The sequence below is a fragment of the Streptomyces sp. NPDC060000 genome, from assembly GCF_042737375.1.
In the GTDB taxonomy this organism is placed as follows: Bacteria; Actinomycetota; Actinomycetes; order Streptomycetales; family Streptomycetaceae; genus Streptomyces.
This window is the reverse complement of sequence record NZ_JBHWUU010000013.1, coordinates 1-11,499: the sequence shown is the minus strand read 5'-3', so window position 1 is coordinate 11,499 and position 11,499 is coordinate 1. Positions and strand designations below refer to the sequence as shown.

Here is an 11,499-nt window from a genome sequence, read left to right as displayed (position 1 = left end):
CCCGGGTCGCGCGGTGGATATCGGTGTGGCCGCCGACGGGACGGTGTGGCACGTCAACTCCGCGGGTGGGATCTTCCGTTACACCGGGGACCAGGGCTCCACGGACTGGGTCGCAGTCTCGGGCGGGCTGAAACGGATCTCCGTCGGCTCCCGGACGAACGTGTGGGGCGTCAACTCCTCCGACCAGATCTACCGCTACACCGGACACGACGCCAACCCGTGGACGGGCATCCCCGGCGCGGCGGTCGATGTCGGCGCGGCTGCCGACGGCACCGTGTGGGTCGTCAACTCCGCCGGCGGCATCTTCCGCTACACCGGAGACCAGCCGAGCTGACTGACGTGAGTTGGGCCGTGCGGGGTCCCGGTGCATCAGACCGGGACCCCGCACGCGCACGGGGCATTGCGGGCTCTTCACCTGTCCGTTGAGGGGATGTGTCTTTGCCTCAGACGATCATCCATTGCTGGTTCGCGTCGGTGGTGCAGGTCGATAGGTCGATAGGTCGAGAGCCGCGCCGTTGGCGGTGGACGTCCCGGCAACCGCCAGGCGCTTGCCGCTGTCGACGTTGACCAGTCTGTAGTCGGAGCCGACGGCGGTGGGAACCGACTGCTGGTTCGTCGGGCGCCGGTGGCACGGTCGATGGCCAGGACGCGCGGCCTGATGGCGTCGTCCGGCCACCGGCGTTGATGTCCTCGTCGATGCCGGACAGCCGGAGGCCGCAGCCTAGGTGGCCGTTGCGTCTGCCGGGGTGGTCCCGGAGCCCTGCACCGCGTGGGGTGCCGTGCCCGCCAGCGGGGAGGTGTCGAGGTACCTGACCTCGTACACCCGCTCGGCGAACCTCCAGCCCTCCGCGGTGCGCCGGTAACGGTCGTGGTAGACGGCGTAGTTGAGACCCTGGCGTCCGTCGAGGGTGCGCGCGAGTTCTTGGATGTAGGCGCGGCCGGTCGCGGTGTCGCCGTCGAGCAGGATCGTGCCGGGGTGTGTGGTCTGTACGAAGAAGTCCCACTGGCTCTGCAGCCGCTCGCCCCCGGCGCGGATCTCCTCTCGGCCGATCTGCTCGGCGGGGATGTTGGGCATGTGCAGGGCGCCGTCCGGTGTGAACAGCGACGCCAGGCGGGGTCGGTCGCGCATCATCGCCGCGTCGGTGAACTCGCCGCGCAGTGCCTCGATCTCGACACGGTCCGCGATGGCCTGGAAGTCGTTCATCGTATTCACCCCTCCGTCTTGTTGCCGTCCTCACCGTAACGACAACGCAGCCCTTCGGAATGTGAGGCGGCGCATCGGCCTCACATTCCGGCGCGCTGTCCTGTCGTAACGGGTAGAGGCACACAAGCGAGCGAGGGAGATGGCCGGACCATGACCACCAGAGCCGAGCCCGGCGACGATCAGAGCGATCAGAGCGATCCGGGCCTCAGCGCGATCATGAGCGAGCGGCGTCGGCTGATCAACCTCGGCTATCGACTCCTCGGGTCCCTTGCCGACGCCGAGGACGTCGTGCAGGAGACCTACGCCCGCTGGTACGCCATGTCCGCACGGGAGCAGCGGGCCATCGAGTCGCCCGGCGGCTGGCTGGTGACGGTCGCCGGCCGCATCTGCCTGAACCTGCTCGGCTCGGCGCGGACCAGGCGGGAGACGTACGTGGGCGAGTGGATCCCGGAACCGCTGCCCGAACCCACGGAGTGGATCACCGGACACTCCGGCGCCGGCGGGACCGACCCGGCCGACCGGGTCACCCTCGACGAGTCGGTGACGATGGCCTTCCTGGTGGTCCTCGATGCGATGACCCCGGCCGAGCGGGTCGCGTTCGTCCTGCACGACGTCTTCCGCTACCCCTTCGGCGAGGTCGCCGAGATCGTCGACCGGACTCCGGCGGCGTGCCGCCAACTGGCCTCGTCCGCCCGCCGTCGCATCCGCACCGCGCAGAGGCCGGCCGGCCCGAGTACCGGGCAGGCCGGCATCGTCAGGCAGTTCAGAACGGCGTGGGAGGCCAAGGACATCGACGCCCTGATCGGCCTGCTCGACCCCGACGCCGTCGCGACCGCCGACGGCGGCGGGCTGGCCGTCACCCACCTGCACCCCATCGTGGGCAGTGAGCAGATCGCACGCGCCTACGCCGAGATCGCCCGCGCGTCGGGCGACCGCACCACGTTCCTGGAATGCACGGTCAACGGCCTGCCCGGCTTGGTGACGCGGCAGGACGGCAACCTCTCGACCGTGTTCGCGTTCGAGATCGCGGGCGACCGGATCAGGCGCATCTGGGCGGTGCGAAACCCCGAGAAGCTCCGTCCCTGGCGGATCAGTTGAGGAGCGCCCCGAGACACCGCAGCGATCGGATCGTGGCCGGTACCGACCCGCACCGAGCTCGTATCCCGAACACGCCCTAACTGTCGTAGGGGACCCAGGCACGCTCGCCTGCGTCGTTCGTGCCGTACCAGTAGTGCGGCATTCCCTTGGTGCTGGTGGTGTGGAACGGGCGGCCGTGGTCGTCGATGCGGATCGTGCCGGTGCGGCCCTGGGAGGACCAGTCGAGTTCGAGATACCAGCGGGCGTCGTACGTCTGTGTCGTCGCGTCGACCAGCAGCACCTCCGGGTCCTCGGCGGAGACGCGGTACGGCAAGTGCACGGCCGGGATGGTGTGTTCGCTGTCGGCGCCGTCCTTCGGGCCGGCGATGGGGCGGTCGGCATCGAGGTTCACGGTGAAGCGCCGGGGCGTGATGTCGCCGCCGCAGCCCTGGCCCATGGCGTACGCGATCCCGGCGGCCGGGTTGCCGCGGCTGACGATGCGGACGTGGAGCGCCTCCAGGACCACGGCCGTGGACGACCGCCCCTGCACCGAGATCTGCACCTTCGTCTGCCGCCCGTGCACCGCGTCCTGCGTCGCCGCCCACGCCCCGGCGTCCTGCTCCACGGGCGGCGGAGGCACCTGTGCGGGCGGCTTGTCGATGACGTAGTCGTGGTCGCAGCCCTTGTCCCAGACCAGGGAGTCGGCGCTCCAGACGAGGGGCAGGCCGGTGGTCGGCTTCGCGGCCGAGGTGGGACCGCTGCCGGTGGCGGACGGGGCGGTGGTCTTCTGCCGGGGGCTGGGCGACGCGGAGCTCCGGGAAGGGGAAGGGGAGGGTGAGGCGGTGGCCGACGGTTTCGCCGAACTGTGGGGTGCGCCGGGGGCGGTCGTCCGCGGGCTCGCGGCGCGGGAGGCGTCCGCCTCGGCCGAGCGGTCGTCCGACAGGGCGAACGTGCTGCGCAGAGTGGCGAGCAGCACGCAGGCGACGGCGGTGGACGTCAGAACCCGTCGACGGCGGTACCAGGGGCGGGGAGCGGGGGAGGAGGCGGACTCGTCCGGGTCGGGATCGTCCCGGGCCTGCTCCGCGGAGCTGCTCTCCTCGACGAGTTCCCCGTCCGTGTCCCGTGCCCGTGCCGGTGCCGGTGCCCGTGCCGGTGCCGGTGCCCGTCCCGGCACCGCCGCCGAACCGGCCGTACGCACCCGCTGCCGAGCCGCCACCGCCAACAACCACAGGCGGTGCAGCTCTAGCCGTTCCTCCGGTGTCGCCTCGCAGAAGGCCGCGAGCCGCTCCACGGGCGCGAAGTCCTGCGGCACCGCCTCGCCCGCGCAGTACCGGTGCAGCGTGGAGGCGTTCATGTTGAGGCGGCGGGCCAGAGAGCCGTAGCTCCGGTCCGTGCGGTCCTTCAGCCGGCGCAGCAGCGCCGCGAACTCCTCGACATCGTCCCGCATCGACACCGTTCCTCCGTCGTCCGCCCGCGATCCCGTATCCCAGGCACTCATATCCCTGCACGTCAGATGGGCTGGGATGGTTCCACCGTCGCCAAAGAGGCGGTAGTTGTTGCGCCGGACTCCGGTGAACGCCGATGCTCTTGGTGTCGCACCGACCACGGCCAACGGGACCAACCGGCGTCGGGCGACGTCCGACACGCATCCACCGACGGTTGCCTCCATGGTCACCGCGCTTGATGCGTCGTCAGGCACGCTCACGATGCCGGTTGCCGTACTCGTCACAACACCGGCCTCGCCCCTGCTGACCAGCGGCATCCGCAACGGATCACGATCTGCCGCTGCCGTGTCAGACGATCTACTCAATTCTTGGAGGTTTGATGAAGTTCGTCATCCGAAAGGCGGCAGGCCTCGCGGTCGCGAGTGTGGCCGTCGCAGCCATGTCCGTGACCGGCGCATCGGCAGCCCAGGCGGAGTCCCCCACCCACGGCTGCCCCTACCCCTATGTCTGCTTCTACGTGGACGACCACGCCTATAACGCGGGCACGCCGATCGCGAAGTTCCGCGATGTCACCAGTTCCTACCAGACGGTCACGTCCCGCCCGCATTACCACGTGGTGAACACCCGGAACGACGACGTGGCGTATCTACGGCTCCAGGACGGGACCTCGATCTGCCTGCCGCCGAATTTTGAGACCGTGTTCGCGAACGCTTACAGCGTCACCGGAATAAGGATCTCCAGCAGTTCCACCTGCTGAATCCGCTCGAACGGCCGGCGGGCGCTTCCGCAGTTCAACAGGGATGGCACGGTTCCACCGTTGCAGGTGCGGCGGCAGCTGTTGTCGAGGATGCCCGGCGGCCTCGAAGCTGAGGGTGTCGCGCGCGCCGGCCGAGGCAGAACGAACGCCCCGGCAGCAGCTTGGCGACGACACCCACCCCGCGCCCGCGTATCGGGACACCTGTGTGCCCGAGTACCCAAGGTGCGTCGCTCGGCACCGTGTGGCACCCGCCGCCACATGACGGCCTTGGGGCGAAGACACCGGGCCGACTCCTGTCCGATCGGGCATTCGTGCAGTCGCGCCGTCCTGTCCTCGAATCGGACGCGGGCGAGGTGGCGACAAGTCGGCAGCAGCCTTGGGCACGAAAGCCGGAACCGGCCGAGTGCAACCACATACGGATCAGAAAAGGGAAACGACATGAACAGTAAGTCCCCCGTACGCCGTCGTCCGGGCCGCCGCGCGGCCGTCACCGTCGGCCTTGTCCTGGCTGTCGGACTCGGCGTCTCGGCACAGGTGTCGGCGCAGGCGTCCGTGCATGCCCCCGCAAAGGCGTCCAGCGCCGCACCGCAGCCGGTCAGCGGCACGTCCGGCCAAGCGGTGACCCGGGTTGCCGACTTCTACGGCGCGTACATCGACGCGAAGGGCGATTACACGGACCCCGACGTCACGCTGGCCACGGCGCTCCGCAACCACTACCTGACGCCCGACTTCGCCGAGCGGCTGGCGGCCTGGGAGGAGAAGAACGCGGCGGACGGCGTCCTGCGCGCCCAGAACGTCCCGGCGCGGTGGACGGTGACCGACAACGGCACCGTGGGTAACGGCCATGAGGTCATCGTCACCCTGACCTTCGGCAGCGGGGAGACGACGCAGAAGACCAAGCTCTACGTGCTGGTGGAGCGGTACAACCACATCGTCGACATCGACACCACGAGCGCCCGCTGACGGCATAGCCGCTCCGCCCGCTCTGTCCCGGCCGGGACAGAGCACCGGGGTGGAAAGCCGATGGATGTGCGGTGTCCCGCTCGAGAACGCAGTGAGCCCGCACCAACTGAGGGGTGCGGGCCTCAGTTGGCAACACGTACGCGTCAATGCGGCGCGTACGTGACCGGCCGGGCTCGCACGCCCGGTGCCCATGGCCTTCTGTGGCTCGTCCTGCTCACCGAAGGATCTGTTGATCCAACGGCGCCGGGCGAGGTAGGTGACGGCGCTCTTTCGGCGGCCGCGCTTCACGAGGGACAAGGGTTCTCGGTAGCAGACCGCCCTTGGCGCTCCGGGAGAACAGCATCCGGCACAGGCCGGAGGGCAGGGAGCAGGGAGCAGGGAGCAGGGAGCAGGGAGCAGATGACGAACAGTTGCCATTTACTCCGGCGACTCCGCGGCGCGGATCAACATTGCGGTCCGCTCTTCGGCGCGCGGCTGGGCGAAGCACACCGGCAAGGGCGTCGGCGCCGATGTTCTGGCTGACGGGCCGACGGGGGCCTGCAGTCGTACGGTGCCGTCCGTGCTGAGCGGGATGATTCGGCGGTCGTCGTCGGCGCTGCCCGCCGACGGCTTGACGGTGTTCATCTCGCTGCCGAGGGACGCCCATCGGCCGTCGCCCTGCCCGTAGGCGGAGGGGCGGGAGACGCTGCCCTCGAGGCGCCAGGAGGGGCGAGGCGCCGGCCGCCCAGGGCGAACTGCTGCGACCAACCCTGCGGCACGCCAGGGCGGTAAGGGCTGGCTGTAGGGGTGTCAGGTACTCACGGCCGCCGTGTCTGTGTACCCGAGGCGTCCGGAACTGCGCCCGAGAATGACAGCAGACGGTCGACCAGCCCGTCCACGTAGACGGGGGTGAGCGGGCCCGCTGCGAACAGGATACGGATGTACAGCGGCGCCAGGATATGGTCGACCACCTCCAGGGCATCGGGTGGCCGCTCGCCCCGTTCGCGGGCGCGGTCGAGCATGTCCTGGAGCTGTCGGGTGCGCTCGGCGAGAAAGCGGTCCCGTGACTCGGCGCCCGCTTCTCCGGCGCTGGACAGTGCGACGACCAGGCGCAGGACCGCCAGGCCGTCGGAACCGCTGATGTCGCGGGCCACACCTGTGGCATAGGCGCGCAGGTCGCCGGCCACGCTGCCGGTGTCGGGGATCGGGGAGCCGGCGGTGAGCCGGGTGATCGCCACGTCCGTGAGGAGCGCTTCGAGGGTGCCCCAACGGCGGTAGACGCTCGTGTCGGCCACCCCGGCTCTGGCCGCGACATCGCCGACGGTGAAGTTGCCGTATCCCCGTTCGGCGACCAGGTCGGTGACCGCCTGATGCGCCGCCGCACGTACCCGCGCACTGCGCCCCCCGGGCCGCCGCGCCTTCTGCCCTTCCGTCATGCCCCCACCTTAACGCAGATCTAGTTGCGTTTATTCGTGACAGCTCCTACCCTCATAACGCAGCCACCAACTGCATTAGGAGGTATTGCAGTCCCAGGGCGCCACCTCCCACTGCTAGGCGGGCGCCCAGCGCCTGGCGTGTGCCTGCGTCTACGACCGGCTCGACGAGCTCCTCGGCAACGCAGCCGCTTGAACCCCCACCGCGCATACACAGAATCGGAGAGAGCCATGGGCAACGTGATCGACCAGATCGACCGCGCCGTCGACATGACCGCCGAGATCGTCGCCGGTATCCGTCCGAACCACCTCACCGCGCCTTCGCCCTGCACCGGGTGGACGGTCCGCGACGAGCTCAACCACCTGGTCGGCGGCATGCGCATTTTCGCCGCCGAGCTCACCGGGACCGACGCCGGAGCCGGCCACGACGCCGACTGGGTGGGCACCGACCCGCAGACCGCGTACGCCACCGCCGCGACCCTCGACCGCGCCGCCTGGAATCGGCCCGCCGCCCTCGCCTCGACCGTACGTCTGGGCTTCGGCACCGTCCCCGGCCCCATGGCCGCTTTGATCCATCTCACCGAGGTCGTCGTCCACGGCGTCGACCTCGCGGTCGTGACCGACCAGGAGCACGCCGTCGACCACCGGCTCTGCGACGACCTGCTCGCCGTCATGCGCGGCATGGACTTCGACGCCTTCCGCCGCCCTGGCATGTTCGGCCCCGAAGCCCTCCCATCGATCGGCAGCCCCGCCCACCGACGGCTCCTCGCCTTCGCCGGCCGCGAGCTCCAGCCCAGTTGACGAGGCAGGAGCTCCGCGGAACGGATGCAGCACACATGGGGAACGAAAGCCCCGTGAACTGGTGAGAACTGGAAAGCTGTGCGGACTCGAAGAGATGGTGGGCGATGGAGCAGCGGATCGGGACCGCTGTGCCGTAGGGCGTCGTCACCCGCGTGTACTCAGCGTGGGGATAGGACGGCAGAACCTCATCGACAGCCCCAACGCAGTGTCCCGCGCCGCCGGGTGACCCTGCTGAGCGATGTCCAGGAGCAGAGGGGTCGCGACCGCGGCGGCCGGAAACACCGAGGCGCGGTGCCCATGGACGATTCCGCCGCCGCCGAGCAGTGAGCCGGCCTCCGCCGCCTCGATCAGGTTCGCCGCATCGGCCAGGGCGCGCAGACCGCGGGCGGCACGAGCCGGTTCATAGCGGTCGGGACGGCCCGGTATGGCGCCCCAGCCCATTGCGTCGATCGCATCCAACACGACCGCACTCTCGCACCTGTCTGCAACCCGCGGTCCCGGGGCCCGACGATGCCTTGTGAATCCTTCCGTCAGGAGTTCTCAGCGCACAAGATCCGACGGCGTCGAGGATCGACTGCACGGCGTTTCGCCGACGTCTGTCCTCACCAACCAGGCCCGTTCTCAGTCCAGACGCTCGAAGATCGCGTCCCAGAACGGGGAGTCGTCCACATACAGGTCCTGGCCGATCATGCGCTCACGCAGATCGGTGATGGCGGCCGCGCGTACGGCGTCGTCAGGCGATTCCAGGGCATCGCCCGACTCGGCGATGAGCCCGAGGAGCACGGCCAGCCGGGGGAGGGAATCGGCAGCCGTTCCCTTCCACCCGGCCCCGTGGTCCCATCCGTTGGGGTCGTACTGGGTAATGCCACCGTCCGCCGCGCCGAGCATCAGGTGCTGGTCGTAACAGGTGGCTACGGAGAAGCAGAAGTTCTTGGGCGGGGAGTCGTCGTCGGGGTAGCGCTCCCCGTAGATCTCGTCGGCATCGAACGGGTCCAGCGCGTTCTCGTCCCGCAAATGCCTTGTGTCGATCTCCACCACGTCGAGATGGACGGCGGGAAAGCCAACCGTCAGCAGGAACTCCCTCGACCCGGCATGCGTCAGCTCGGCCGGGAGACCGGCTTCGTTCGGTCGCCAGAGCGAGCCTTCGCCCAGCCGTTCCTCCAGCCACCCCGCGTCCGGTATCAGCGGAGTGTCGTTGCTCTTCACTGCGTGGCCCCCCATGAGTTCCGCGTCCTTCGGTCATTTGCCGGCCCCAGTCAATCGCATGGCCGGTCCGCGGCGGGCGCGAGGGTGTGTCCTCGCCCGTATCGTGCGGACGACCTAAACGCTCCTGCGCACCGGGAAGTTCGGCAGTGGGGTGCTCTTCACACAGGCCCGGGCGAAAGGGGCGGCCCGTGCACAGCATTTGACGACCACTCCGTGGTGGTCAAGTACATCCGGTCCGACGACGGTGGCGCGCAGCACAAGGACTGGAACCACTACGGCGCCATGCACAAGCTGGACCTCAACATGAACCTCCCGGAGTCCGGGTGGATCGAGTACGAGGTCATCTTGGGTGAATACGACAGCAACAAGGACGGGAACGGGATCGTCATGCTCGAGACATGCTCGGGCTGGTCGGTTGAGGACACCAGCTGACCCGTCCGCCCGCAGCAACTGTGGCAGACGCTGACTGTCGGTCCCCGCGACCGGCAGCCAGCCGCTCGTCCCGGCTGCGCCGGCCACCGTCGCGTCGGAAGGCCGGCCCCGGTGACGTCGCCATTCAGGCGCTGGAGTTGACCGTCAACCAGCTGCGACGGTTGGCGCGGTGGGAAGGCGGTCGCCGGACTCGCCGATGAAGCGCGCGCCCGGATTCTCGCCGAAAGTGGATCTCGGACGTGAATGATCACGCGCCGTGGGACCTGGTGATCTGACGAATGGCCAGTGAGCACGTCTGGAGCCGCTACTGCCGCACGGCGTCAAGCCGGGCCATCCGGCGGTGTGGACGCGGCGGCAGCTGACAGACGGCACACGGCGGGGCCCCGGACCGGTGCCCCATAACGGGATGTGCCGGAACGGTACGGTCCGTGCGATCGGGTCCACGACCTGTTCCGGCGGTGACAGCGGGACGGCACCGGGCCCGGATCGTCACACAGCTCCAAGCCGCGCCGCCCCGATGAACGCACGCCGTTCCAGGTCCGTGGCTTCCGTCTGCCCTCGTAGGCTCCCACGGAACGAGACGGGCCCCCGGGCCCCGGGGTTCCAGGAGCCATGTGAGGAGCGGTTGCCGGGGGCGAAGGACAACGTACGTGCCCGGGCCGTGGCGCTCCTCGCCCTCGATGACCTCGCTGGCGAGCACGAAGTAGTGGCCGCCGTCTTCCCGGCGGTGGAGGTGGTCTCCGACGTGCCGGGGTGTCCGAGCGGATGCTGACCCGGCGGTTCGTGCGGCAGCTCGGGGTCGGTCCGGGGCAGTGGGTGCTCGCGCGACGGATCGAGGCAGCTCGAATGCTGCGGGAGAAGAGCGACCAGCCGGTGGAGACGGTGGCCGCGCGGGTCGGACTGTCGTCGGCGGTGAATCTGCGACGGCACTTCCGGGCTGTGGGCCGCTGCCGTCGGCAGCCCACTACGACCAACTCTGCGCGGCCATCGTCGACCGGCTGACCTGCGACGGCGCCATCATCCAGACCAGCACCGAGTCCTACCGCCTCGCCCACACCAAGGCCCAGACCGGACAAGCCCAGACCGGACAAGCCCAGACCGGACAAGCCCAGACCGGACAAGCCCAGACCGGACAAGCCCAGAACGGACAGGCCCAGAACGGACAGGCCCAGCCCAGCTGACCGGGCGCCACACAGGAGGGGCCGCTGGGCGGTCGATCGGTAAATGAGTAGCGTGTTGTCACGGGTGTCGGGACACTGCCTCGACGACCCGTACGACACAGCCTCAACTGCTGCGGCCTCGTGCCCTGAGGCCCGGAGATCTCGTCGCCATCGCAGCACTGTCCGGTCCGCTCGATGCCGCTTACGAGCCCGACCTCGAGCAGGCGGTCATCGTGCTCGAGCGGATGGGTTTCCGCGTGCGTCGGGGGCGGGCACCGCTCCTCGAAGCAGGGCGGCACCGTTGGTGGAGTGCGGCTCGGCCGGCGAAGATCGCCGAGGAGTTCAATGGACTACTGCGTGATCCTGAGGTGCGCGCGATCATCGCGCATGACGGCGGCCAGACGGCGCTCGGTTACCTCGACCTGATCGACATCGAGGCGATCACTGCCGACCCCAAGCCGATCGTCGGCTACAGCGACATCTCGCTGCTGCATCTGGTGCTCTATGCGCGCACGGGTCTGGTCGGCTTCCATGCCGACTTGGCCACGCCTGGACTCGGCGGGCGCTGGCAGGCTGCGCCCGCAGCGCGCCAAGCGGTGCTTGAGAAGCTCTACTCGACGCTGCTGACCGGCGACGAGGCGATCGGCGCGCTGCAGGCCACCCCGTCGTGGGAGTGCTGGCGTGCCGGTCGCACCGAAGGCCGACTGATCGGCGGGCTGCTCAACCGCGTCGTGCTGGCGCAGGCGACGCCCTACGCGCTGCCGCTCGAACGGTTCGACGGCGCAGTGCTGTTCCGGGAGGAGATGGGCGGCCAAGCAGCGCACGTGTGGAGCTATATACAGGTACTCCGGCACTGCGGCATCCTCGATCGGATCTCCGGCATGGTCGTGGGCGTCCCGCACGCGATCGACGGGCTCGGGGCGGACGCGTCCCCGACTCTCCGCGAGATAGTTCTCGACGTCCTCGGCGACCGTGACATCCCGGTCCTGGGTAACGTCGAGTTCGGGCATGCCGGCCCGAATCTGCCGATGCCGGTCGGCAG

12 protein-coding genes and 2 pseudogenes are annotated in these 11,499 nt (G+C 69.4%); 9 read left to right on the top strand and 5 right to left on the bottom strand.

Annotated elements, in window-relative coordinates; all coding sequences use genetic code 11:
* On the top strand, nucleotides 1–334 hold a 334-nt coding region (locus ACFWBB_RS09600), incomplete at its 5' end, for a tectonin domain-containing protein (protein ID WP_385268894.1).
* A gap of 387 nt (nucleotides 335–721) precedes the next feature.
* Here ACFWBB_RS09600 and ACFWBB_RS09595 read toward each other — a convergent pair.
* The gene (locus ACFWBB_RS09595) at nucleotides 722–1,204 is read right to left on the bottom strand and encodes a nuclear transport factor 2 family protein (protein ID WP_385268892.1); all 483 of its coding nucleotides are present in this window, start codon (nucleotides 1,202–1,204) and stop codon (nucleotides 722–724) included.
* A gap of 150 nt (nucleotides 1,205–1,354) precedes the next feature.
* Between ACFWBB_RS09595 and sigJ the strand changes: the two genes are divergently transcribed.
* On the top strand, nucleotides 1,355–2,302 hold the full coding sequence (sigJ, locus tag ACFWBB_RS09590) for an RNA polymerase sigma factor SigJ (protein ID WP_385268890.1): 948 nt from the start codon (nucleotides 1,355–1,357) through the stop codon (nucleotides 2,300–2,302).
* A 76-nt stretch (nucleotides 2,303–2,378) separates the two neighbouring features.
* Here the strand turns inward: sigJ and ACFWBB_RS09585 are convergent, their stop codons facing one another.
* Nucleotides 2,379–3,728 (bottom strand): helix-turn-helix domain-containing protein, encoded by a 1,350-nt coding sequence (locus tag ACFWBB_RS09585; RefSeq protein ID WP_385268888.1) that lies wholly within the window; start codon nucleotides 3,726–3,728, stop codon nucleotides 2,379–2,381.
* 377 nt (nucleotides 3,729–4,105) lie between these two features.
* Between ACFWBB_RS09585 and ACFWBB_RS09580 the strand changes: the two genes are divergently transcribed.
* Both ACFWBB_RS09580 and ACFWBB_RS09575 read left to right on the top strand, forming a co-directional pair.
* On the top strand, nucleotides 4,106–4,483 hold the full coding sequence (locus tag ACFWBB_RS09580; RefSeq protein ID WP_385268886.1) for a hypothetical protein: 378 nt from the start codon (nucleotides 4,106–4,108) through the stop codon (nucleotides 4,481–4,483).
* A gap of 438 nt (nucleotides 4,484–4,921) precedes the next feature.
* Nucleotides 4,922–5,446, top strand: a complete 525-nt coding sequence (locus ACFWBB_RS09575) for a hypothetical protein (RefSeq protein WP_385268884.1) — start codon at nucleotides 4,922–4,924, stop codon at nucleotides 5,444–5,446.
* Between the two features lie 797 nt (nucleotides 5,447–6,243).
* On the opposite strand, the gene ACFWBB_RS09570 is transcribed toward ACFWBB_RS09575, so the two are convergent.
* The gene (locus tag ACFWBB_RS09570; RefSeq protein ID WP_385268882.1) at nucleotides 6,244–6,861 is read right to left on the bottom strand and encodes a TetR/AcrR family transcriptional regulator; all 618 of its coding nucleotides are present in this window, start codon (nucleotides 6,859–6,861) and stop codon (nucleotides 6,244–6,246) included.
* A gap of 228 nt (nucleotides 6,862–7,089) precedes the next feature.
* Here ACFWBB_RS09570 and ACFWBB_RS09565 point away from each other — a divergent pair, with 228 nt between their 5' ends.
* Nucleotides 7,090–7,659 carry a TIGR03086 family metal-binding protein gene (locus ACFWBB_RS09565; protein ID WP_385268880.1) on the top strand — a complete coding sequence of 190 codons (570 nt, stop codon included), beginning with the start codon at nucleotides 7,090–7,092 and terminating at the stop codon, nucleotides 7,657–7,659.
* 144 nt (nucleotides 7,660–7,803) lie between these two features.
* Here the strand turns inward: ACFWBB_RS09565 and ACFWBB_RS09560 are convergent, their stop codons facing one another.
* Both ACFWBB_RS09560 and ACFWBB_RS09555 read right to left on the bottom strand, forming a co-directional pair.
* The gene (locus ACFWBB_RS09560) at nucleotides 7,804–8,121 is read right to left on the bottom strand and encodes a hypothetical protein (protein ID WP_385268878.1); all 318 of its coding nucleotides are present in this window, start codon (nucleotides 8,119–8,121) and stop codon (nucleotides 7,804–7,806) included.
* 159 nt (nucleotides 8,122–8,280) lie between these two features.
* Nucleotides 8,281–8,880 carry a hypothetical protein gene (locus tag ACFWBB_RS09555; RefSeq protein WP_385268876.1) on the bottom strand — a complete coding sequence of 200 codons (600 nt, stop codon included), beginning with the start codon at nucleotides 8,878–8,880 and terminating at the stop codon, nucleotides 8,281–8,283.
* 198 nt (nucleotides 8,881–9,078) lie between these two features.
* Between ACFWBB_RS09555 and ACFWBB_RS09550 the strand changes: the two genes are divergently transcribed.
* From ACFWBB_RS09550 to ACFWBB_RS09535, 4 genes and pseudogenes are all read left to right on the top strand, one after another.
* Nucleotides 9,079–9,297 carry a hypothetical protein gene (locus tag ACFWBB_RS09550; protein ID WP_385268874.1) on the top strand — a complete coding sequence of 73 codons (219 nt, stop codon included), beginning with the start codon at nucleotides 9,079–9,081 and terminating at the stop codon, nucleotides 9,295–9,297.
* Between the two features lie 744 nt (nucleotides 9,298–10,041).
* Nucleotides 10,042–10,299, top strand: a pseudogene (locus ACFWBB_RS09545) (helix-turn-helix domain-containing protein); the annotation flags it as partial.
* A pseudogene (locus tag ACFWBB_RS09540) lies at nucleotides 10,269–10,373 on the top strand (AAA family ATPase); the annotation flags it as partial. The pseudogenes ACFWBB_RS09545 and ACFWBB_RS09540, both read left to right, overlap by 31 nt.
* Nucleotides 10,374–10,585: 212 nt before the next feature.
* On the top strand, nucleotides 10,586–11,499 hold a 914-nt coding region (locus tag ACFWBB_RS09535; protein ID WP_385269074.1), incomplete at its 3' end, for an LD-carboxypeptidase.